This window comes from Roseomonas genomospecies 6 (assembly GCF_008365375.1).
In the GTDB taxonomy this organism is placed as follows: domain Bacteria; phylum Pseudomonadota; class Alphaproteobacteria; order Azospirillales; family Azospirillaceae; genus Azospirillum.
The window spans coordinates 33022-53182 of record NZ_QOKW01000007.1 but is presented as its reverse complement, the minus strand read 5'-3'; the positions used below and the strand labels follow the sequence as shown (position 1 = coordinate 53182).

The 20161-nt window shown below is 67.2% G+C and carries 23 protein-coding genes; 17 read left to right on the top strand and 6 right to left on the bottom strand.

Going from position 1 to position 20161, the window contains the following annotated elements; translation table 11 throughout:
* The first annotated feature begins 24 nt into the window (after positions 1-24).
* The 6 genes from DS843_RS11200 (at position 25) to DS843_RS11175 (ending at position 4328) form a co-directional block, all read left to right on the top strand.
* On the top strand, positions 25-336 hold the full coding sequence (locus DS843_RS11200; protein ID WP_149468972.1) for a nitrogen fixation protein NifZ: 312 nt from the start codon (positions 25-27) through the stop codon (positions 334-336).
* Positions 337-375: 39 nt separating this feature from the next.
* Positions 376-1527 carry a cysteine desulfurase family protein gene (locus DS843_RS11195; protein ID WP_149468971.1) on the top strand — a complete coding sequence of 384 codons (1152 nt, stop codon included), beginning with the start codon at positions 376-378 and terminating at the stop codon, positions 1525-1527.
* A 58-nt stretch (positions 1528-1585) separates the two neighbouring features.
* Entirely contained in the window at positions 1586-1795 is a 210-nt protein-coding gene (nifT, locus tag DS843_RS11190; RefSeq protein ID WP_094307453.1) for a putative nitrogen fixation protein NifT, read from the top strand.
* A 5-nt stretch (positions 1796-1800) separates the two neighbouring features.
* Entirely contained in the window at positions 1801-2085 is a 285-nt protein-coding gene (locus DS843_RS11185) for a hypothetical protein (RefSeq protein WP_149468970.1), read from the top strand.
* 14 nt (positions 2086-2099) lie between these two features.
* On the top strand, positions 2100-3281 hold the full coding sequence (locus DS843_RS11180) for a DegT/DnrJ/EryC1/StrS family aminotransferase (protein WP_149468969.1): 1182 nt from the start codon (positions 2100-2102) through the stop codon (positions 3279-3281).
* 159 nt (positions 3282-3440) lie between these two features.
* The gene (locus DS843_RS11175; protein ID WP_149468968.1) at positions 3441-4328 is read left to right on the top strand and encodes an SIR2 family protein; all 888 of its coding nucleotides are present in this window, start codon (positions 3441-3443) and stop codon (positions 4326-4328) included.
* A gap of 162 nt (positions 4329-4490) precedes the next feature.
* On the opposite strand, the gene DS843_RS11170 is transcribed toward DS843_RS11175, so the two are convergent.
* From DS843_RS11170 to DS843_RS11150, 5 genes are all read right to left on the bottom strand, one after another.
* Positions 4491-5117 carry an FMN-dependent NADH-azoreductase gene (locus DS843_RS11170; protein WP_149468967.1) on the bottom strand — a complete coding sequence of 209 codons (627 nt, stop codon included), beginning with the start codon at positions 5115-5117 and terminating at the stop codon, positions 4491-4493.
* Positions 5118-5266: 149 nt separating this feature from the next.
* A complete protein-coding gene (locus tag DS843_RS11165) occupies positions 5267-6034 on the bottom strand; it encodes a class II glutamine amidotransferase (RefSeq protein WP_149468966.1) in 768 nt (255 codons plus the stop codon).
* Between the two features lie 51 nt (positions 6035-6085).
* On the bottom strand, positions 6086-6529 hold the full coding sequence (locus tag DS843_RS11160; protein ID WP_149468965.1) for an ArsC/Spx/MgsR family protein: 444 nt from the start codon (positions 6527-6529) through the stop codon (positions 6086-6088).
* Positions 6530-6537: 8 nt separating this feature from the next.
* Positions 6538-7431: an ADP-ribosyl-[dinitrogen reductase] hydrolase gene (draG, locus tag DS843_RS11155; protein ID WP_149468964.1), complete on the bottom strand. Its 894-nt coding sequence runs from the start codon at positions 7429-7431 to the stop codon at positions 6538-6540.
* A 28-nt stretch (positions 7432-7459) separates the two neighbouring features.
* Entirely contained in the window at positions 7460-8347 is an 888-nt protein-coding gene (locus tag DS843_RS11150) for an NAD(+)--dinitrogen-reductase ADP-D-ribosyltransferase (protein WP_149468963.1), read from the bottom strand.
* Positions 8348-8684: 337 nt separating this feature from the next.
* Between DS843_RS11150 and DS843_RS11145 the strand changes: the two genes are divergently transcribed.
* From DS843_RS11145 to DS843_RS11095, 11 genes are all read left to right on the top strand, one after another.
* Positions 8685-9953 (top strand): hypothetical protein, encoded by a 1269-nt coding sequence (locus tag DS843_RS11145; RefSeq protein ID WP_286192050.1) that lies wholly within the window; start codon positions 8685-8687, stop codon positions 9951-9953.
* A 259-nt stretch (positions 9954-10212) separates the two neighbouring features.
* Positions 10213-11094, top strand: coding sequence for a nitrogenase iron protein (gene nifH, locus DS843_RS11140; protein ID WP_149468961.1), 882 nt, complete (start codon positions 10213-10215; stop codon positions 11092-11094).
* A gap of 141 nt (positions 11095-11235) precedes the next feature.
* Positions 11236-12675 carry a nitrogenase molybdenum-iron protein alpha chain gene (nifD, locus tag DS843_RS11135; protein WP_149468960.1) on the top strand — a complete coding sequence of 480 codons (1440 nt, stop codon included), beginning with the start codon at positions 11236-11238 and terminating at the stop codon, positions 12673-12675.
* A gap of 30 nt (positions 12676-12705) precedes the next feature.
* Positions 12706-14265 (top strand): nitrogenase molybdenum-iron protein subunit beta, encoded by a 1560-nt coding sequence (nifK, locus tag DS843_RS11130; RefSeq protein WP_149468959.1) that lies wholly within the window; start codon positions 12706-12708, stop codon positions 14263-14265.
* 307 nt (positions 14266-14572) lie between these two features.
* A complete protein-coding gene (gene nifE / locus DS843_RS11125) occupies positions 14573-15976 on the top strand; it encodes a nitrogenase iron-molybdenum cofactor biosynthesis protein NifE (protein ID WP_149468958.1) in 1404 nt (467 codons plus the stop codon).
* A 2-nt stretch (positions 15977-15978) separates the two neighbouring features.
* Positions 15979-17373 (top strand): nitrogenase iron-molybdenum cofactor biosynthesis protein NifN, encoded by a 1395-nt coding sequence (gene nifN / locus DS843_RS11120; protein ID WP_149468957.1) that lies wholly within the window; start codon positions 15979-15981, stop codon positions 17371-17373.
* Between the two features lie 47 nt (positions 17374-17420).
* Complete coding sequence (gene nifX / locus DS843_RS11115) at positions 17421-17837, top strand: nitrogen fixation protein NifX (protein WP_149468956.1); 417 nt, start codon at positions 17421-17423, stop codon at positions 17835-17837.
* A gap of 4 nt (positions 17838-17841) precedes the next feature.
* Positions 17842-18306: a NifX-associated nitrogen fixation protein gene (locus DS843_RS11110; protein WP_149468955.1), complete on the top strand. Its 465-nt coding sequence runs from the start codon at positions 17842-17844 to the stop codon at positions 18304-18306.
* Between the two features lie 10 nt (positions 18307-18316).
* Complete coding sequence (locus DS843_RS11105) at positions 18317-18523, top strand: CCE_0567 family metalloprotein (RefSeq protein ID WP_149468954.1); 207 nt, start codon at positions 18317-18319, stop codon at positions 18521-18523.
* 60 nt (positions 18524-18583) lie between these two features.
* Positions 18584-18877: a ferredoxin III, nif-specific gene (fdxB, locus tag DS843_RS11100; RefSeq protein WP_149468953.1), complete on the top strand. Its 294-nt coding sequence runs from the start codon at positions 18584-18586 to the stop codon at positions 18875-18877.
* A gap of 57 nt (positions 18878-18934) precedes the next feature.
* Positions 18935-19525, top strand: a complete 591-nt coding sequence (locus tag DS843_RS11095; protein ID WP_149468952.1) for a nitrogen fixation protein NifQ — start codon at positions 18935-18937, stop codon at positions 19523-19525.
* Positions 19526-19532: 7 nt separating this feature from the next.
* Here the strand turns inward: DS843_RS11095 and DS843_RS11090 are convergent, their stop codons facing one another.
* The gene (locus tag DS843_RS11090) at positions 19533-20030 is read right to left on the bottom strand and encodes a hypothetical protein (RefSeq protein ID WP_149468951.1); all 498 of its coding nucleotides are present in this window, start codon (positions 20028-20030) and stop codon (positions 19533-19535) included.
* Positions 20031-20161 lie beyond the last annotated feature (131 nt).

The following is a 20161-nucleotide window of genomic DNA, read 5'->3' as shown; positions in this document are numbered from 1 at the left end:
TCTCCCTTTTCCAAGGAGCACGCGATGAGCGACGCCGTTACCGAAGCGAAGAAGCCCGGCTTCATCCCGCCGCGCGAACCGCTCTACGACTGGGGTCTGGCGGTGACCGCCGCGGAGGATCTGTTCAACGACGGCAGCCACCCCAACGCCGAGGAGGGCGCCCTTCTGGTCCCGAAAGGGACGCCCGGCACCATCGTGCGCATCGGCCACGCCGAAGGCACGCAGATCCCCGTCTATCTGGTGGAGTTCCCCGCGGGCGTCGTCGTCGGCTGCCTGGAGGAGGAGATCGTTCCCGCCGACGGCCGCCGCCGCGGCGTGCCCGGCGTGATGGACTGACCGGCTCCGCCCCTCCGCGCCACGGCTCCCGATGGACCCATGATCTACCTCGACAACAACGCGACGACCCAACCGGCGCCCGAGGTGCGGGAGGCGATGCTGCCGCACCTGTTCGGGGAGTTCGGCAACCCCTCCAGCCCGCACGCCGCCGGCATGACCGCCAAACGGGCGGTGGGCGAGGCGCGCGCACAGGTGGCGGCGCTGGTCGGCGCGAAGGCGGCGGAGATCCTGTTCACCGCCGGCGCGACGGAGGCCAACCACACGGCCCTTCTGGGCACGCTGCGCGCCGTCGCGGCGGAGCGTCCGGAGCGCCGCCACCTCGTCACCACGGCGGTGGAGCATCCCTCCACCCTGATGCTGGCCGAGGATCTGGAGCGGCAGGGCTGGCGGGTCACCGTCCTGCCGGTGGACGGGACCGGCACCATCGCGCTCTCCGACCTGCGCGACGCGGTGACGGCGGACACGGCGCTGGTGTCGATCCAGTGGGCGAACAACGAGACTGGGGCGATCCAGCCGGTCGGCGCCGCCGCAGACGTCGCCCAGGCGCGCGGCGCCCTGTTCCACACCGACGCGGTGCAGGCCGCCGGGCGGCTGCCCATCAGGGTGGACGCGGTGAACGCCGACCTGCTGACCCTGTCCGCCCACAAGATGCACGGGCCGAAAGGCATCGGCGCCCTCTACATCCGCAGGGGCGTTCCCTTCGCCCCGCTGATCCACGGCCATCAGGAGCGGCGGCGGCGCGGCGGGACGGAAAATGTGCCGGCCATCGTCGGCTTCGGCGCCGCCGCCGACCGCGCCGCCGCGACGGTGGCGGAGGCCGGCGGCATGGCGATCCTGCGCGACCGGCTGGAGCGCGGCGTGCTCGCCGCCTGTCCGGGAAGCCGGGTCAACGGCGAGGGGGCGGTCCGCCTGTCCAACACCAGCAACATCCGCTTCGCCGACCCGCAGGGCCGCCCGCTGGACGCCGAGGAGCTTCTGATGCGGCTCGACCGCGCGGGCATCGCCGTCTCCATGGGGGCGGCCTGCGCCTCCGGGGGCAGCGCGCCGAGCCACGTCCTGACCGCCATGGGCCTGTCCCCGGCGGAGGCCGCGGCCAGCCTGCGCTTCTCCCTCAGCCGCTACAGCACGGCGGAGGAGGTGGAATCGGTCCTGAACGAGTTTCCTGCGCTCTACGCGCGGATCGCGGCCTGACACGACGACAGCCAAACACACGACGACTGGCCAAAACGAACGACGACTGGAGAGTGACATGAAGGTGATGCTGCGCAAGGCCGGTGAGCAATACACGATCTACGTCGCCAAGAAGGACCTGGAGGAGCCCATCGTGGAGATGGAGAAGCCGGGCGTGTGGGGCGGCTGGGTCAAGGTCGCCAACGGCTGGACGCTGGACATGCCCGAGATGCCGGCGGACACCCGCCTGCCCATCACCGTCGAGGCCAAGAAGCGCGGCGCGGAGTGACGGCCATGGCCCTGACCCCGGAACGGATCGACTCCATCGCCGCCCTGGCCGGAAAGCTCTTCGCGGACGGGACCCGGCTCGACGCCGTGGTCCGCGCCGTGCGCGAGGCGAACCCGGACCTGTCCAACGTCACCGGGGCGCACGCCGCGGTGATGGCGGAGGACGCCTTCCGGGAGGAGCCCGGCTTCAACCTCTACCTCGTGGACGGCGCCAACCATTGCTGGCTCATCACGAACAAGCCGGAGACGGCGACCGGCGTGGTGATCGCGCAACGGGACGAGGACGACTGAATGAGGATCGCGGCATGACGATCTCCGAAGACGACGCGGACGCCGAGCTTGGCGATTACATCCCGCTGATCGACCCCGATATTTCGGAAGCGGAAGTGGCGGTCATCGGCCGCATCCTCACCTCCGGCAGCCTCGGCGACGGGCGGATGACGGAGGCGTTCGAGGACGCCTTCGCCGCCTGGCTCGGCCGCGCCCACGCGGTCGCGGTGTCCAGCGGCACCATCGCCACGCTGCTGGCTTTGAAAGCCTACGGCATCGGTCCGGGGGACGAGGTTCTCTGCTCCCCCTTCGGCTGGCACCAGGTGCAGCATGCCATCACGCTGGCCGGCGCCGAGCCGGTCTTCGTGGACATCGACTACTGGCAGCACACCATCAACCCGGCGAAGGCCGAGGCGAAGGTGACGGAGCGGACCAAGGCCATCCTGGCCGGCAACGTCAACGGCCACCCCGCCCATTGGGACGAGCTGCGCGCGCTCGCCAGGGACAAGGGGCTGATCCTGATCGAGGATTCGACGGAGGCCATCGGCTCCTCCTACAAGGGGAAGCTGGTCGGGACCTTCGGCGACTGCGCGGTCTTCGACTTTTCCGAACCCGGCGTGCTGGTGACCGGCGAAGGCGGGATGATCGTCACCGACGACCGCAACCTCGCTCACCAGCTCCGCTACCTTCGCCGCCGCGAGATGGAGCACCGCAACACGGTGGTCATCACCCGCACCATCCCCTTCCAGGCGGGCATGAGCAACCTGACCGCCGCCCTGGGCCTCGTCCAGTTGAAGCGCCTGCCGGAAATCCTGGCGAAGCGCCGGACCGTGGTCGGCTACTACGAGGCGGCCATGGCCAGCTTCGAAGGCATCAAGCCGCCCTACAAGGGGCCGGGTGCCGACGACGTGCATCCGATGGTCTACGCCGTCCATCTCGGCACCCGCTTCACCGCGTCGGGGCGCAAGGCGGTCCTGGAGGATTTGTCCACCCAGGGCGTGGAGGCGTCCGACTACGGGCAGGCGCTCTACACCCAGCAACATTACCAGGAGCGCGGCGCCAGCCGGGCCGACTGCCCGGTCTGCCAGAAGACGGTGGACCGCGTTCTGGCCCTGCCTCTGCACCACAGGGTCACCGCCGATCAGGTGCAGTTCATCGTGGACACGCTGAAGGACGCCACCGTCAACACGGGAGCGGGCGCGGCGATCTATTTGTGAAACGCCTTTCTTCTTCCCCTCCCCTGCGAAGCTCTCGCGCAAACCTTTGGTTTGCGCTGACGCGGCAGGCGGACCTTCGGTCCGCCGAGAGCGGGGGAGGGTCAGGGAGGGGGCAAGGGCCGGCACAGCCACCACGCCACCCAGCCGAACGGGGTTAGCATGACCGACACCGCCGTCATCGACAGCACGGACACCAGCACGGACACCGGCACCATCATCGCGGAGATCGCCTCGGCGCTGAAGGCGCGGGGCGTGGTGCCCTATCTCGGACCGGGCGCCTTCGCGCTGCTGCCGGAGGCCGATTGCCCGATCCCGCGCAACTCGCTGGAACTGGCCCAGCGGCTGAACGCCAAGGTCGCGGCTCCGGGCCGCATCCGCAGCCAGTTGACCGCGGTCGCCCAGTTCATCGAATCGCGGCGCCACCGCAAGACGCTCGACGGCATCCTGAACGAGATCTTCAAGCGCGAGGTCCCGGCAACGCCGGTCCACCAGTGGCTGGCCACCCTGCCCGCCCCGCCGATGATCGTCGATGTCTGGTACGACACCACGCTGGAAAGCCTGCTGACCGCCGACGCGGGGCGGAGCTGGGGCCAGATCCAGGGCCTGTCCCACCCGCAGGGCGTCGGTGAGTGGGTGAAATACTACGCCCCCAACGGTGCGGAGGTCGAAGCCGCCGCCGCGTCCGGCTGGGAGACCCTGCTCTACAAGCCGTCGGGGAGCGCCGCCCCGGCGGGGAATTACCTGATCTCCGACAGCGACTTCGTCGAGATCCTGACGGAGATCGACATCCAGACGCCGATCCCCGCCGTCGTGCAGGAGCGCCGGGCGGGTCGGAGCTTCCTCTATCTCGGCTGCCGCTTCGACCAGGAAATCCAGCGCACCTTCGCCCGCCAGATCGCCAAGCGGTCGTCGGACAAGCACTGGGCGGTGATCCAGGGCGAGCTTTCCAAGAACGAAGCCCGCTTCCTGGAACTGCAGAACATCACCCGCCTCGACCTGCCTCTGGACGAGGCGATCCGGCGGATTGAGGCCGCGATGGGGGTGTGACACCAAACCCTCTCCCCTCTGGGGAGAGGGTGCCCGCGAAGCGGGCGGGTGAGGGTCGCACGAGGATCGTGGCGCTGATCCTCGGCGGCACCCTCACCCTTCCCACGCCTTCGGCGCGGGCCCCTTCCCTCTCCCGGGGCGGGAGAGGGACCATCCGACCCCTTACGCCGCGACCGGAACCGCGAGGGCGTCGATCTCCTGCTGGGCGGCGGCCAGCGCCTTGGCGCGGGCGTCCGGACCCATGCCGATGCCCTCGGCGCGGATCACCGTCACGTCGGTGACGCCCATGAAGCCCAGGACCGTGCGCAGGAAGGCTTCCTGATGGTCGAGCGCGCTCATCGCGGCGTTGGTGGAGTAGACGCCGCCGCGCGTCGAGGCGATGTAGACCTTCTTGCCGCCGGCCAGACCGACCGGGCCCGTCTCTGTGTAGCGGAAGGTGCGGCCCGCCTGGGCGATGCGGTCGATCCAGGCCTTGAGCTGGGTCGGGACCGAGAAATTGTACATCGGGGCGCCGATCACCACGACGTCAGCGGCCAGGAACTCGTCGACCAGAGCGTCGGTCAGGGCCAGTTCCTCCTGCTGGCGGGCGGACAGGCCCTCCAGATTGCGGAACTTCACGACCTGGAGAAGCTCGCCCGTCAGGTGGTCCGGCGGGGCGACGGTCAGGTCGCGGTAGGACAGCTCGGCGTCCGGCGTCGCCTGGCGAAGCGCCTCGACGATGGAGGCGGTAAGCTGGCGCGAAACGGAGGCGTCGCCCAGCGGGCTGGAATCGATGTGAAGAAGCTTCATGGTCCTGTCTCCCGGTCCGGGAAGCGGGGCGCCGGTTCGGCGCCGTCACCGCTTCGGTGTGTCTCGGGGGAGACCATAAGCCCGGTTACGCCGATCGATTGAGCCCCGATTTCGTCAATCTTCGTTGCGCATAAGGAAACAATCGTCCGTCAGCGAACCTGATTGCCCCCGCGGAAAACGACCATCTCGCCGCTCTTCATGACGGTCCAGTTCTCGTCGCGGGTCAGGGGGCGGGTGGCGACGACGGTCACCACGTCGTCGGGCGTCGTCTCCTTGGCGAAATCGACGCTCATGTCCTCATCGACCAGGGTGGCCGGGCCGAAGGGCGCCTTGCGGGTCAACCAGGCGAGGTTGGTCGCGCAATGGCACCACAGATACCGCCCGTCGCTGAGCAGCATGTTGAAGACGCCCAGCTTGCCCAAGTCGGTGGCGAGGTCGCGGATCAGCCGCATCAGGGCGCCGCTGCTCTTGGGCGGCTCCGGATACTGCATGCGGATCTGGTCGAGCAGCCAGCAGAAGGCGTGCTCGCTGTCGGTGGTGCCGACCGGCTCGTAGAAGGTCAGCGTCCGCTCCTTGATGCCCTTGAGCTGGCCGTTGTGGGCGAAGGTCCACACCCGCCCCCACAGCTCCCGCGTGAAGGGGTGCGTGTTCTCCAGCGCCACCCGCCCGCGGTTGGCCCGGCGGATGTGGGAGATCACCACGCAGGACTTGATGGAATAGCTGCTGACCAGCCGCGCGATCTCCGACTCGCAGCTCGGCGCGGGGTCGTGGAAGGCGCGGCAGCCCTTTCCCTCGTAGAAGGCGATGCCCCAGCCGTCGCGGTGCGGACCGGTCTGCCCCCCGCGGCGCATCAGGCCGCGAAAGCTGAAGCAGATGTCCGTGGGCACGTTGGCGCTCATGCCCAGGAGTTCGCACATGGATCGGCCCCCATCGAAGACGTGTCGTGTTTCCTACAGGCTGGGGCCAACCTACGACAGCCGGGGTTGTTCCGTCACCCCTTTGCGGGTGGTGGGCATGCCGGCGCGGGCGCAGCCTTCCAGCTTGCCATCCGGCGCACCGGCGGCCAGCCCGATCCAGGCATCCACCCGCTCCGCCTCGAACCCGCAGTCGCGGCGGTCGCCCACCTGCATCAGCGGGCGGCGGATCAGCAGCGGCGTCTTCAGCATCAGCGCCAGGGCGGCGGATTCGTCCAGCGCGTCCGGATCGACCTCTCCGTTCTTCACCGCGGGGGCGGCGCGGTTGAACCACTCGGCCACCGGGCGGCCGCCGAAGAAGGGACGCAGGCTGTCCGCCGTCCAGGGTTCGGAGAGCAGGTCGCGGGCGTGGACGGTGTGCCCGGCCTCCGCCAGCAGCGCCTTCTGGCGGTTGTTGCCGGCGCAGCCGGGCTTTTCGAAGAAGATCACGTCGGCCATGGTCGCGGTCATCCCTGCTTGAGCGCCGGGGCACGGGCGAGCAGCCCGTCCACCTGGGCGCAGATTTCGTCGTAGACGGCGCGGTCGAGCTTGCGCAGCCAGCGCGGTGGAATGGTCTCCACCCCATAGGTGGCCCCGGCCAGCATGCCGGCGATGGCGCCGGTGGTGTCCGCGTCGCCGCCCTGGTTGACGGTTTCGACGACGCAGGATTCCACGGAATCGGTCTGGAAATAATAGTGCATCACCGTCTGCATCGTATCGACGACGTAGGCGGTGGACAGGCCCCGGTAGGGCTGGAACTTGAACTGCCGGTGCTTCTCGATGAGCTTGTTCGATTCGTCACGCACGTCGCGCACGCCGCCGCCCAGCACCAGACGCTGCACCATGCGGCCCAGCGTCAGGGTCGCCGCGTCGGACATGATGTTGCAGTGGGTGATGTGCGCCTGCTCCAGCGTCCATTGCTCGAAGGCCGCGTCGTCGCCCAGCGTCGCCAGGGCGACCGGCAGGTTGCGCATCGCCGCCCCGTTGCCGGCGTGGTACTCGCTCTCCGGCTCCGACAGGGTGCCGTGCATGATGAAGCGGCGGATGCCGCGCCGTGTCGTGTCCCCGACATCGACGGGAACGCCCTTCAGCCAGATGGCGAACTCCTCCGCCGCGCGGCGGGCGTCCCACTCCGGGGCGGCCAAAATGGCGCGGCCGAGATGAATGGACATCTCGGTGTCGTCGGTCACTTGGCCGGCGGGCAGCCTCAGCCAGCCGCCGCCCTTGATGTGCTTGTGGACGCCGTGCTGGTGGGCGATCTCGCCCTTTGTCAGGAATTCGACGGTGGCGCCCAGCGCGTCGCCGCAGGCAAGCCCGAGATAGGCCCCCAGCGCGCGCGAGCGGATGGAATGATGGGTCATGGGCCGGATCTGTCCCGTGCTTCGGTTGTCAGAGAAGCGACACACCCACCCTGTAGTCCCCGCCGACCACCAGATATTCCCCCTCGCCCTTGAAAGGGTAGCGGGGCAGGATGTCGCGGAAGAAGACCACCTTGGTGAGCGGCACCCAGGTTTCGAGGATGTAGTCCCCGAACTGGCCGGCGATGTCGCGCTCGATGGAAAAGGAGCTGAGGTTGTTGAGGCGCAGGACCGCCGTGCGCTTGTCGGGGCGCGCGACGATGTGGTGCTCCTCGAAGTCGTTGACGCCGCGGTAGAGCCGGATGTGGCTGGCGCGGGACGGCATCGGCGCGTCCGGCCAGCCGCGGCGCATCCACCACTGGCAATACTCGTACATCAGGTCGAGCTGGAGGTTGATGTTGTTGTTGTGGAAGCGGGAGGAAACCTTCTCCTCCCCATAGAGCCGCCACGCGTCGGAGGCGAAGCGGAGGATCGGCTCCTTGTGATAGGTGGGCAGCAGCCCGAAGCGGCTCTCCACCCAGCCCTTCAGCACCGCCCCCTCGGCGTTGTTGCTGTCGAACATCCACCCTTTCAGGAGGCGCAGATAGCTGGCGCGGTAGCGCCGCCGCCCGTCCGCCCCCTCGGCCCCCGAGAAATCCGGGTTCAGCCCGAAGGTGAAGGCCATGTAGTGCTGGAAGATGTCGGCGGCGGTCACGCTGTCCGGGCTTTCGTCCAGCGCTTCGAACAGCACCGCGTGTTCGCTGCGCGTGGCGCCGATGCGCAGGCGCCTCGGCTCGTCGTTGAACGACTCCGCGCTCAGCGTTTCCGCCGGCACGTTCAACAGGTTGGTGCGGTGCGCCTTGAGCGCGAGCGGCGAATCCGGATCGATCGGCCGCCCCCGCGCATCCCTCAAACCACCGCTCGCCGAGCCGTCCGCCATCGCGTCCCCAAATCCACAATTATTTCATGGATACAGCGAACCGGCGCGTCCGCCAAGGGTCCGCGTCACCGCAGGGGGAACTCCGCCCGACCGCCCGACATTTCGAATTCCCGAACAATTTGCATCAACCGTCGAAACAACTTTCGGCTTACTCCAAATATCCGAAAAATATCCGTTTGAACGGGTAACGGGGCGACACCATAGTTGATCGACCAGGATCGAGTGCATCGCAAGACGAGGCAAGGCCATGTGGCCGATGAAGCGAAAGGAGAAGGAGACGCGCAACCGGGCGGCACAGCCCCCGCGCGTCCTTCTTCCTTCCGCCGTCTCGGAAAAGATGCCGATGCGCTCCGGCGGGATGCCCGCTCCGTTGCGCGGCGCGAGGGAGGCCCGCGACGCGGTGACGCTCGCCCGGCTGCTGCGCGGGACGATCACCCCCCTGCGCGGGGACGAGATTCTGGCTCTGCTGGAGCCCCACCGCCCGCGCCTGGTGCCCAAACCGCTGAACCCGTTGGCCGCCATGATCGGCCAGCCCCAGGGTCGCCTGCTGGAGGCGCTGCTGCGCCCCACCGCGCCGATCATCCTCGACGTGCTGCTTCCCCGCCTGCGCGATCATCTGATCGACCGCATCGTCCACGGCAAGGGCACCGCCGATGACGGGCTGCCCGGCGCGCTGGAGGTGGCCGCGGCCATGCGCTCCCTGGTGTCGCTGCTGCGCGGGGCCGGACGCGGCGCCGTGCTGTCCGTGGTGTCGGCCATCGAGGCGGACGCCCGAACCGATGCCGACCGGCTGATCCGCGGCGAAGCGCCGAACACCGGCGCGGAGGACGATCCGGCCGGCGGCATGGCCAACGCGATAGCCAACACGATGGCCAACGCGATGGACAACCTCGCCTACGCCCTGCTGCGCTTCGAGGCGCGGCGGCTGATGCTGGAGACGCTGGGCGCCACCGTGGCCCTGCGCGACGTCGTCTACCAGTCCCGCCGCCTCACCCGCCACGCCCTGCGCCGCGCGGCGGAGGCCATGGACGGCTTCGGCGCCGACCGCGGCATTAAGGCGCTGCACGCCAGCCTCGCCGCGCTCGCCTCGGTGGACGGGCTGCTCGTCGTCGCCCTGCGGAACCTGGACGACCAGGAGGAGCACCGGGAAGAGGCCAACGCCTTCGTCGAGCCCGCCGACCGCAAGGCGATGAGCGATTGTCTGTCGGCGGCGTGGCGGCTTTCCGACACGGTGTTCGATCTTGTCGGGAAGGCCGCCAACGGCGGCGATCTGGACGAGCTGCTGTTCGAGGCGCTGCTGCGCCAGCTCCGTTCCCTGCACCAGTTCTGCACGGACCTGGACCATGCCGGGCGTCCGGCGGCGCTCGACACGCTGGAGCGGCGTCTGGCCGAACGCAGCCGCGCGCTGGCGGGCATCGCCGGGGAGCGGCTGGTCGGCACCATCCTGGCCCGCCCCGCCGACCCGGCCAAGGCGCGCCGCCTGCTCGCCCGCGGTCAGGCGCTGGCGCAGCTTCTCTACGACATGGGCCAGGACGGGGACGAGTTGGAGGCGCTGGCGCTGCGCCTCGTCGTCGCCCGCGACGCGCTGAACCACGCCGCCGGCTGAGCCGTTCGGGCGATAGCCCTCCATTCCATCCCATGCATTGCGAGAGACCCGACAAAATGTCGGGCTTTGTCGGGTATGTCACAGGCCCGACAAAGCGGACCGCGCTCGTCCGTATTCTGATTTCTTCATATTTATCAGTGACTTGAAAATTTTCCGCGAACTGGCACGGGGGATGCAGAGAGAGGGTCGAAGCGGCCGCTGGGCTGGCCGCCCCGGAATTGAAGACACCCTGTAGACCCAAGCAAAGGAGTAATCTCCCATGTCTTTGCGCCAGATTGCGTTCTACGGTAAGGGCGGTATCGGCAAGTCGACCACCTCCCAGAACACCCTGGCCGCGCTGGTCGAGCTGGATCAGAAGATCCTGATCGTCGGCTGCGATCCGAAGGCCGACTCGACCCGTCTGATCCTGCACGCCAAGGCGCAGGACACCGTGCTGCACCTCGCCGCCGAAGCCGGCTCGGTCGAGGATCTGGAGCTCGAGGACGTTCTGAAGATCGGCTACAAGGGCATCAAGTGCGTCGAGTCCGGCGGTCCGGAGCCGGGGGTCGGCTGCGCCGGCCGCGGCGTCATCACCTCGATCAACTTCCTGGAAGAGAACGGCGCGTACGACGACGTGGACTACGTCTCCTACGACGTGCTGGGCGACGTGGTGTGCGGCGGCTTCGCCATGCCCATCCGCGAGAACAAGGCCCAGGAAATCTACATCGTCATGTCCGGTGAGATGATGGCGCTCTACGCCGCCAACAACATCGCCAAGGGCATTCTGAAGTACGCCCACAGCGGCGGCGTGCGCCTCGGCGGCCTGATCTGCAACGAGCGCCAGACCGACAAGGAGCTGGACCTGGCCACGGCCCTGGCCGGCCGCCTCGGCACCCAGCTCATCCACTTCGTGCCGCGCGACAACATCGTGCAGCACGCCGAGCTGCGCCGCATGACGGTCATCGAGTACGCGCCGGACAGCCAGCAGGCTCAGGAGTACCGCCAGCTCGCCTCCAAGGTCCACGCGAACAAGGGCAAGGGCACCATCCCGACCCCGATCACCATGGAAGAGCTGGAAGAGATGCTGATGGACTTCGGCATCATGAAGTCGGAGGAGCAGCAGCTCGCCGAACTCCAGGCCAAGGAAGCCGCCAAGGCCTGATACCTGGGTCCCTGACGGGGCACGGGTCTGAACTGGCCCCCTCCCCAGCCCACCCCGCCCCTGTGCGCGGGGTGGGAGAGAGGGGGCTCGGTCCCGCGCTGCAGTAGCGCGGACAATGAGAGCATGCAGGAGACTGGCACCATGAGCCTGTCCGTGAACGAAGGCGTCGACGTCAAGGGTCTCGTCGACAAGGTTCTCGAAGCCTATCCCGACAAGTCGCGCAAGCGCCGCGCCAAGCACCTGAACGTGCTGGAGGCCGAGGCCAAGGACTGCGGCGTCAAGTCGAACATCAAGTCGATCCCGGGTGTGATGACCATCCGTGGCTGCGCCTACGCCGGTTCGAAGGGCGTGGTGTGGGGTCCGATCAAGGACATGATCCACATCTCCCACGGCCCGGTCGGCTGCGGCTACTACTCCTGGTCCGGCCGCCGCAACTACTACGTCGGCGACACCGGCGTGGATAGCTGGGGCACGATGCACTTCACCACCGACTTCCAGGAGAAGGACATCGTCTTCGGCGGCGACAAGAAGCTGCACCAGGCGATCGCCGAGATCAACGACCTGTTCCCGCTCGTCAACGGCATCTCGATCCAGTCGGAATGCCCGATCGGCCTGATCGGCGACGACATCGAGGCGGTCGCCCGCGCCAAGGCGGAAGAGCTGGGCAAGCCGGTGGTGCCGGTCCGCTGCGAAGGGTTCCGCGGTGTCTCCCAGTCGCTGGGCCACCACATCGCCAACGACGTCATCCGCGACTGGATCTTCGAGAAGACCGAGCCGAAGGAAGGCTTCGTCTCCACCCCGTACGACGTCACCATCATCGGTGACTACAACATCGGTGGCGACGCCTGGGCCAGCCGCATCCTGCTGGAAGAGATCGGCCTGCGCGTGATCGCCCAGTGGTCGGGCGACGGCACGCTCGCCGAGCTGGAGAACACGCCGAAGGCGAAGGTGAACCTCATCCACTGCTACCGCTCGATGAACTACATCGCGCGCCACATGGAAGAGAAGTTCGGTATTCCGTGGATGGAGTACAACTTCTTCGGCCCGTCGCAGATCGCCGAGTCCCTGCGCAAGATCGCCGCTCTCTTCGACGACAAGATCAAGGAGAACGCGGAGAAGGTCATCGCCAAGTACCAGCCGATGGTCGACGCCGTCATTGCCAAGTACAAGCCGCGGCTTGAAGGCAAGAAGGTGATGATCTACGTCGGCGGCCTGCGTCCGCGCCACGTCGTCGACGCCTACCATGACCTGGGCATGGAGATCGTCGGCACGGGTTACGAATTCGCCCACAACGACGACTATCAGCGCACCCCGCACTATGTGAAGGAAGGCACGCTGATCTACGACGACGTCACCGCGTTCGAACTGGAGAAGTTCGTCGAGGCGATCCGTCCGGACCTCGTCGCGTCGGGCATCAAGGAAAAGTACGTCTTCCAGAAGATGGGCCTGCCCTTCCGCCAGATGCACTCCTGGGATTACTCGGGTCCGTATCACGGCTATGACGGCTTCGCCATCTTCGCCCGCGACATGGATCTGGCCATCAACAACCCCGTCTGGGGCATCATGAAGGCCCCGTTCTAAAGCGGCTTCTGGAAGATAGGAGTATTGAGCATGTCCCACCCCGTTTCCCAGAGCGCCGACAAGGTCATCGACCACTTCACGCTCTTCCGGCAGCCCGAATACAAGGAGCTGTTCGAGCGCAAGAAGACGGAGTTCGAGTACGGCCACTCCGACGAAGAGGTCGCCCGGGTTTCCGCGTGGACCAAGACGGAAGAGTACAAGGAAAAGAACTTCGCCCGTGAGGCGATCGTCATCAACCCGACGAAGGCCTGCCAGCCGATCGGCGCGATGTTCGCGGCCCAGGGCTTCGAGGGCACCCTGCCCTTCGTCCATGGTTCGCAGGGCTGCGTCGCCTACTACCGCACGCACCTCACCCGCCACTTCAAGGAGCCGAACTCCGCGGTGTCCTCGTCGATGACGGAAGACGCGGCGGTGTTCGGCGGCCTGAACAACATGATCGACGGCCTGGCGAACGCCTATTCGCTGTACAAGCCGAAGATGATCGCCGTTCTGACCACCTGCATGGCCGAAGTCATCGGCGACGACCTGCAGGGCTTCATCGCCAACGCGAAGAACAAGGAAAGCGTCCCGGCGGATTTCCCGGTTCCCTTCGCCCACACCCCGGCCTTCGTCGGCAGCCACATCGTCGGCTACGACAACATGATCAAGGGCGTCCTGACCTACTTCTGGGGCACGTCGGAGAATTTCGACACCCCGAAGAACGAGACGATCAACCTGATCCCGGGCTTCGACGGCTATGCGGTCGGCAACAACCGCGAGTTGAAGCGCATCGCCGGCCTGTTCGGCATCGAGATGACCATCCTGTCGGACGTGTCGGACAACTTCGACACCCCGGCGGACGGCGAGTACCGCATGTATGACGGCGGCACCCCGCTGGAGGCCACGAAGCAGGCCGTCCACGCCAAGGCCACCATCTCCATGCAGGAATACTGCACCCCGCAGTCCCTGCAGTTCATCAAGGAGAAGGGCCAGCAGGTCGCCAAGTTCAACTACCCGCTGGGCGTCGCGGCCACCGACGAGCTTCTGATGAAGCTGGCGGAGCTGACGGGCAAGGCCGTCCCGGCGGAGCTGAAGCTGGAGCGCGGCCGTCTGGTCGACGCCATCGCCGACAGCCACACCCACCTGCACGGCAAGCGCTTCGCCGTGTACGGCGACCCGGACTTCTGCCTGGGCATGTCGAAGTTCCTGATGGAGCTGGGTGCCGAGCCGGTGCACATCCTGTCCACCTCCGGCTCCAAGAAGTGGGAGAAGCAGGTTCAGAAGCTGCTCGACTCCTCGCCGTTCGGCAAGTCCGGCAAGGCCTACGGCGGCAAGGACCTCTGGCACCTGCGCTCGCTGCTGTTCACCGACACGGTCGATTACATCATCGGCAACAGCTACGGCAAGTATCTGGAGCGCGACACCAAGATCCCGCTCATCCGCCTGACCTACCCGATCTTCGACCGCCACCACCATCACCGTTACCCGACCTGGGGCTACCAGGGCGCTCTGAACGTGCTGGTGCGCATCCTGGATCGGATCTTCGAGGACATGGACGCGAACACCAACATCGTTGGCGAGACCGACTACTCGTTCGATCTGGTCCGCTGATCGGTCCGGTTCCTCCCTGGCCGGCGCGGGGCCTCCATCCCCCCGCGCCGGCCACTTCCCCGGAAAGCCGGAGCTTGCTGCAAGGCGGGCTCCGGCTTTTCCGTCCGGGTACGGAGAAGCGTCCCTCTCCCGAGGCGGGAGAGGGATGCGGGGCGCCTGTCCGACACCCGACAAAATCCCTGCATTGTCAGCTATCGCACAGCTCCTTCCGAAGCGACAATCCTTGGAAAACAACCCCTTACCGTCTGGCACGCCCCCTGCATATGCCTTCCCGAATGCCGATGTCGGCCATGGGCGGGAGAGGGTCATGCTCCAGGAAAAGCTCCAGGACGTCTTCAACGAGCCGGGTTGCTCCACCAACCAGGCCAAGTCGGAGAAGGAGCGCAAGAAGGGCTGCTCCAAGGCTCTGAAGCCGGGGGCCGCGGCGGGTGGCTGCGCCTATGACGGCGCGATGATCGCGCTCCAGCCGATCGCCGACGCCGCCCACCTCGTGCATGGGCCGATCGCCTGCCTCGGCAACTCCTGGGACAACCGCGGCACCAAATCGTCGGGATCGCAGCTCTATCGGACGGGCTTCACCACGGACATGTCGGAACTCGACATCATCCACGGCGGCGAGAAGAAGCTCTACAAGGCCATCAAGGAGATCGTGCAGCAGTACGATCCGCCGGCGGTCTTCGTCTACCAAACCTGCGTTCCCGCCATGATCGGCGACGACATCGAGGCGGTCTGCAAATTCGCCGCGAAGAAGCTGGGCAAGCCGGTGATCCCGGTGATGGCGCCGGGCTTCGTGGGGTCGAAGAACCTGGGCAACAAGCTGGCCGGCGAGACTCTGCTCGACCATGTCATCGGCACGGTGGAGCCGGAGGTGACGACCCCCACCGACATCTGCATCGTCGGCGAATACAATCTGGCCGGCGAACTGTGGCTGGTGAAGCCGCTGCTCGACGAGATCGGCATCCGCATCCTGTCCTGCATCTCCGGCGACGGGCGCTACCACGAGGTGGCGCAGGCGCACCGGGCGCGGCTGACCATGGTCGTCTGCTCCCAGGCGCTGGTGAATGTCGGGCGCAAGATGCAGGAGCGCTGGGGCATTCCCTATTTCGAAGGCTCCTTCTACGGCGTGTCGGACATGTCGGACACGCTGCGCACCATGGCCCGCATGCTGGTGGAGCGCGGCGCCGACAAGGCCCTCATCGACCGAACCGAAGGCGTCATCGCCCGCGAGGAAAGCCGCGTCTGGCGGCGTCTGGAACCCTACAAGCCGCGCTTCGACGGCAAGCGCGTCCTGCTGTTCACCGGCGGCGTGAAGAGCTGGTCGATGGTCACCGCGCTGGAAGGCGCCGGGCTGACCATCGTCGGCACCTCCACCAAGAAGTCCACCAAGGAGGACAAGGAGCGCATCAAGAAGATGAAGGGCGAGGAGTTCCACCAGTGGGACGACCTGAAGCCCCGCGACATCTACAAGATGCTGCGCGACAGCGAGGCCGACATCATGATGTCCGGCGGACGGTCGCAGTTCATCGCGCTGAAGGCCAAGGTTCCGTGGCTGGACCTGAACCAGGAGCGCCACACCCCCTACGCGGGCTATGACGGCATCGTCAACCTGTGTGAGGAAATCGACAAGACCCTGTCCAACCCGATCTGGCGGCAGGTGCGGCTCGCCGCTCCATGGGAATCCAAGCCGGATGCCAAGCCGGTGGAGGCGTGACCATGGGCACCATCCAGCGCTTCCCCCATTCCGCCAAGGCGGCCTCCACCAACCCGCTGAAGATGAGCCAGCCGCTGGGCGCGGCGCTCGCCTTCCTCGGCGTGGACCGCTGCATGCCGCTGTTCCACGGGAGCCAGGGCTGCACCGCCTTCGGGCTGGTCCTTCTGGTCCGCCATTTCCGCGAGGCCATCCCGCTCCAGACCACCGCCATGGATCAGGTGTCCACCATCCTCGGCGGCTACGAGAATCTCGAACAGGCCGTCCGCACCATCCACGAGCGCAACGCGCCCGCCCTGATCGGCGTCGCCACCACCGGCGTGACCGAGACGAAGGGTGAGGACATGGCCGGGCAGTATTCGCTGTTCCGCCAGCGCAACCCGGCCCTGTCCGGCCTGAAGCTGGTCTTCGCCAACACACCGGACTTCTCCGGCGGGTTCGAGGACGGCTTCTCCGCCGCGGTGACCGGCATCGTCGAGGAGGTGGTCCAGCCGTCGGAAGCGACGGTGAAGGGTCAGGTCAACATTCTGGCCGGCTGCCACCTGTCGCCCGGCGACGTGGAGGAACTGCGCGACATCATCGAGAGCTTCGGCCTGTCGCCCATCTTCCTGCCCGACCTGTCGCTGTCCATGTCGGGCCGCCAGCCGGACGACTTCACGGCGACCTCGCTGGGCGGCGTGACGGTGGAGCGGATCGCCTCCATGGGCGCGTCGGAAGCCACGCTGGTGATCGGCGAGCACATGCGCGTCGCCGCCGCCGCTCTGGAATTGAAAACCGACGTGCGCAGCGTCTTCTTCGACCGGCTGACCGGGCTTGAGGCATCGGACCGCCTCGTCCGAACCCTGTCGGAGCTGTCGGGCCGCCCGGTGCCGGCGAAGCTGCGCCGCCAGCGCGAGACGCTGGTGGACGCCATGCTGGACGGACACTTCTTCTACAGCCGCAAGCGGATCGCCGTGGCGCTGGAGCCGGACCTGCTCTACGCCGTCACCGGCTTCCTGTCGGACATGGGGGCGGAGGTGATCGCCGCCGTCTCCCCCACCCAGACCGCCGTTCTGGAGAAGCTGAAGGCCGCGACCGTCATGATCGGCGACCATTCCGACGTCGAGACCCTGGCCCGCGACGCCGACCTGATCGTGTCGAACTCCCACGGACGGCAGGGGGCCGCGCGCATCGGCGTGCCGCTCCACCGCATGGGGCTTCCGATGTTCGACCGTCTGGGCGCCGGGCTGAAGGTCCATGTCGGCTACCGCGGAACCCGCGAGCTTCTGTTCGAGATCGGCAACCTGTTCCTGTCCCGCGAGATGGACCACGACGCGCATGGCCATGGTCATGGGGACGGGGATGGGCATGAACACGGCCAGCACTGCGGGAGCGGATCATGCGGATGCAGCGCCGGCTGAGTGTGGTGGGTCAGGCCGAAGAGGGCCGGCCCCGCAAAGGAGGTTCCATGAAGGTCGCTTTCTGCACCCAGGACATGCAGCACGTCGATGCGCATTTCGGCTGGGCCAAGAACATCGTGATCTATGAGGTCGACAAGGCCGGCTACAAAATGGTCGAGACCTGTCAGTTCGGCGGTTCGATGTTCGAGGACGGCAACGAGGACAAGCTGGTCCCGAAGCTGGAGGCGCTGGCCGACGTCGCCATCATCTATCTGTCGGCCATCGGCGCCTCCGCCGCCGCGCGCGTGGTGGCGAAGAAGATCCACCCCGTGAAGGTGGAAGCCACAGACAGCATCACCACCCTGCTCGACCGTCTGGTCGAAACCATCAACGGCAACCCGCCGCCCTGGCTGCGCAAGGCGCTGAACGCCGGCCAGCCCGCCGAAGAGAGATTCGGTGAATTCGCGTTCGACGAGGAGGATTGAGAGCATGACCGACACCGCCGTGGCCTCCGGGAGCGATCTCACCGAGGTTTTCCTGAAGACGCTGGTCATGCTGTTCCGCGCCGAAGACAGCTACGGCGCCTGGGAAGGCAAGAGCGACGAGACCATCCTCGCCCCCTTCATCCTGGACAAGGAGGCCCGCGCCGCCATCCCGATCATGGGCGACCCGGACCCCGACACGCTGTGGCGGCTGGAGCTTTTCTACAAGGCCGTCGGCATCACGGTCGAGAAGCAGACCGGCCACATCGCCTCCCCCATCATGAAGATGAGCCACGAGGGCTTCGGCCGCATGGTGCTGACCACGGGCCGGCTGGTCGTCGTGTCGAAGCACCTGCGCGACGTCCACCGCTTCGGCTTCCCGTCGCTGGAGAAGCTGGCCGCCGACGGCGCCAAGGTCGTGGAGGAGGCCGTGGCGCTGATCCGCAAGTATCCCGACGTCGCCGATCTGTGAGGGTCCCGCCATGTCCGACATCGACGCCCTGAAGGACGAGGTCAAGAAGCTGAACGCCCGCGCGACCCAGAAGAAGATGGACCTGCACGACCTGTCGGAGGAGCTGCCCCAGAACTGGCAGTCCATCCTCCAGGTCGCCCAGGAGACCTACGACGCCTACAGGACCCTGACCGAGAAGCGCGCCGAACTGAAGGCGCTGGAGAAGGCGTCCGCCTGAGCGGCCTTTGCCCCCACCCCGACAAACAACCCGACAACAAGCCCGATTGAGGAGCAGACGATGGCTGAGTTCGTGACCGGCACCACCCGCGGCGGCGGCGCCTGGACGCCGAAATTCGTGGAAAGCATCGACCAGAAGATGTGCATCGGCTGTGGCCGCTGCTTCAAGGTCTGCGGCCGCGACGTGCTGGAACTGATCGGCATCACCGAAGACGGCGACATCGTGGACGCCTTCGACGACGAGGCCGAGAAGAAGGTCATGAGCGTCAAGAACGCCGGCAACTGCATCGGCTGCGAGAGCTGCGGCAAGGTCTGCTCCAAGAGCTGCATCACCCACTTGCCCAAGGCGGCCTGACGGCTGCCCCCTGCCTGAGGCGGCCTGACGGCCGCCCGCCCCCGGAGGACGGACACCATGGGCATCCTCGACACCGCCCCACCGGGGGCGGGCGACACCACGCCGCTGTACCGCTGGCTGACCGACCGCCAGGGACGCTGCAACGTCTTCGACGCCCATTTGTTCGCCTGCATCCTGGCCCGCCGCTGGCCGGCGGGTCCGGGCGCGCTGGGCCTCGACGAGGCGGCGCTGACCCAACTTCTCGACAAATATTTCCCGGATGCCCTGGTCGGCAGCGTGCCGGTCGCCGACCGCTCTCCCACCCCCCTGCCCCCGGCTCTGCAGGCCGAGGCGGATGACATCGCCTCCCTCCTGCGCGCCCACCGTTCGCTGGGCATCGAGGAGGAGGAATGGCTCGCCGCGATCATCGCGCGGGCCATGCTGGACAGCGGCGAACTGTGGCGGGATCTGGGACTTGCCGGCCCGAGCCATCTCGCGGCGCTGATGGAGCGCCATTTCGACCCGCTGGCCCGGCTGAACGCCACCGGCACCCGCTGGAAGGTCTTTCTCTACCGCTTCCTCTGCGCGCGGGATGGGCTGATCCCCTGCGGCGCCCCGGTCTGCCGCGATTGCGGCGCGGAAGCCGTGTGCTTCGGGGCCGGGGACTAATCGACCGTCAGTCGCCGTCCAGCCCCTTCGCCAACGCGGCGATGACGCCGTAGCCCACCTGATCCCGCGGATCGATTTCCGCCAGCTTGGCGAGGATCGCGCCCGCCTCCGCCACCCGCCCGCTGCGCAGAGTGATGAAGGCCAGCGCCTTCAGGGTGAAGAGGGTAAAGCGCGGCGGCCCTTCCTTTGCCCAGTCCGCGCTGTCCGCGCGCAGGCTCCGCCAGTCGCCGGGATAGCCGCCTTCGCGCGCCGCCGCGTCCAGCCCGATCGTCGCCACCCGCTCCGCGTCCGCGAAGCGCTTGCTGTTGAAGTAGAATTTGTAGAGCGCGTAGAAGACCGGCAGCACGCGCGGCCCCATCCGGTGCGCTTCCCACAGCAGCGCCTCGCAAGCCGCGGGGTCGGGGCGGGCCTTCACCGCCTCCTGCAGTTTCTCGTCGATGTGTTCCGGCACGTCGCCGAAGGCCATGCGCCCGTTGGACATCCGCAGTTCGACCGGCCGGTCCATCGCCCGTCCCCATCTTTGGTTGTCAGGCCGCTGTTTTCCGACACTGTGCGCCCGACCGACGATCCTGTATGGGCCGACTGCGGATTTCCCGAAAGCCCATAAACAAATTGTGCGTCCTTTCGTCGCAGGTG

Excerpts from the sequence above, each read along its gene's own strand:
- DS843_RS11150 (WP_149468963.1), bottom strand. The coding sequence starts at position 8,347 with ATGGCGGACGGCTCGGCGAGCGGTGGTTTGAGGGATGCGCGGGGGCGG.
- DS843_RS11175 (WP_149468968.1), top strand. The coding sequence starts at position 3,441 with ATGACCGACACCGCCGTCATCGACAGCACGGACACCAGCACGGACACC.
- DS843_RS11145 (WP_286192050.1), top strand. The coding sequence starts at position 8,685 with ATGCCGATGCGCTCCGGCGGGATGCCCGCTCCGTTGCGCGGCGCGAGG.
- fdxB (WP_149468953.1), top strand. The coding sequence starts at position 18,584 with ATGGCTGAGTTCGTGACCGGCACCACCCGCGGCGGCGGCGCCTGGACG.
- DS843_RS11170 (WP_149468967.1), bottom strand. The coding sequence starts at position 5,117 with ATGAAGCTTCTTCACATCGATTCCAGCCCGCTGGGCGACGCCTCCGTT.
- nifH (WP_149468961.1), top strand. The coding sequence starts at position 10,213 with ATGTCTTTGCGCCAGATTGCGTTCTACGGTAAGGGCGGTATCGGCAAG.
- nifT (WP_094307453.1), top strand. The coding sequence starts at position 1,586 with ATGAAGGTGATGCTGCGCAAGGCCGGTGAGCAATACACGATCTACGTC.
- nifD (WP_149468960.1), top strand. The coding sequence starts at position 11,236 with ATGAGCCTGTCCGTGAACGAAGGCGTCGACGTCAAGGGTCTCGTCGAC.
- DS843_RS11185 (WP_149468970.1), top strand. The coding sequence starts at position 1,801 with ATGGCCCTGACCCCGGAACGGATCGACTCCATCGCCGCCCTGGCCGGA.
- DS843_RS11160 (WP_149468965.1), bottom strand. The coding sequence starts at position 6,529 with ATGGCCGACGTGATCTTCTTCGAAAAGCCCGGCTGCGCCGGCAACAAC.
- nifN (WP_149468957.1), top strand. The coding sequence starts at position 15,979 with ATGGGCACCATCCAGCGCTTCCCCCATTCCGCCAAGGCGGCCTCCACC.
- DS843_RS11165 (WP_149468966.1), bottom strand. The coding sequence starts at position 6,034 with ATGTGCGAACTCCTGGGCATGAGCGCCAACGTGCCCACGGACATCTGC.
- DS843_RS11095 (WP_149468952.1), top strand. The coding sequence starts at position 18,935 with ATGGGCATCCTCGACACCGCCCCACCGGGGGCGGGCGACACCACGCCG.
- draG (WP_149468964.1), bottom strand. The coding sequence starts at position 7,431 with ATGACCCATCATTCCATCCGCTCGCGCGCGCTGGGGGCCTATCTCGGG.
- nifE (WP_149468958.1), top strand. The coding sequence starts at position 14,573 with ATGCTCCAGGAAAAGCTCCAGGACGTCTTCAACGAGCCGGGTTGCTCC.
- nifX (WP_149468956.1), top strand. The coding sequence starts at position 17,421 with ATGAAGGTCGCTTTCTGCACCCAGGACATGCAGCACGTCGATGCGCAT.
- DS843_RS11195 (WP_149468971.1), top strand. The coding sequence starts at position 376 with ATGATCTACCTCGACAACAACGCGACGACCCAACCGGCGCCCGAGGTG.
- DS843_RS11180 (WP_149468969.1), top strand. The coding sequence starts at position 2,100 with ATGACGATCTCCGAAGACGACGCGGACGCCGAGCTTGGCGATTACATC.
- DS843_RS11090 (WP_149468951.1), bottom strand. The coding sequence starts at position 20,030 with ATGGACCGGCCGGTCGAACTGCGGATGTCCAACGGGCGCATGGCCTTC.
- nifK (WP_149468959.1), top strand. The coding sequence starts at position 12,706 with ATGTCCCACCCCGTTTCCCAGAGCGCCGACAAGGTCATCGACCACTTC.
- DS843_RS11200 (WP_149468972.1), top strand. The coding sequence starts at position 25 with ATGAGCGACGCCGTTACCGAAGCGAAGAAGCCCGGCTTCATCCCGCCG.
- DS843_RS11110 (WP_149468955.1), top strand. The coding sequence starts at position 17,842 with ATGACCGACACCGCCGTGGCCTCCGGGAGCGATCTCACCGAGGTTTTC.
- DS843_RS11105 (WP_149468954.1), top strand. The coding sequence starts at position 18,317 with ATGTCCGACATCGACGCCCTGAAGGACGAGGTCAAGAAGCTGAACGCC.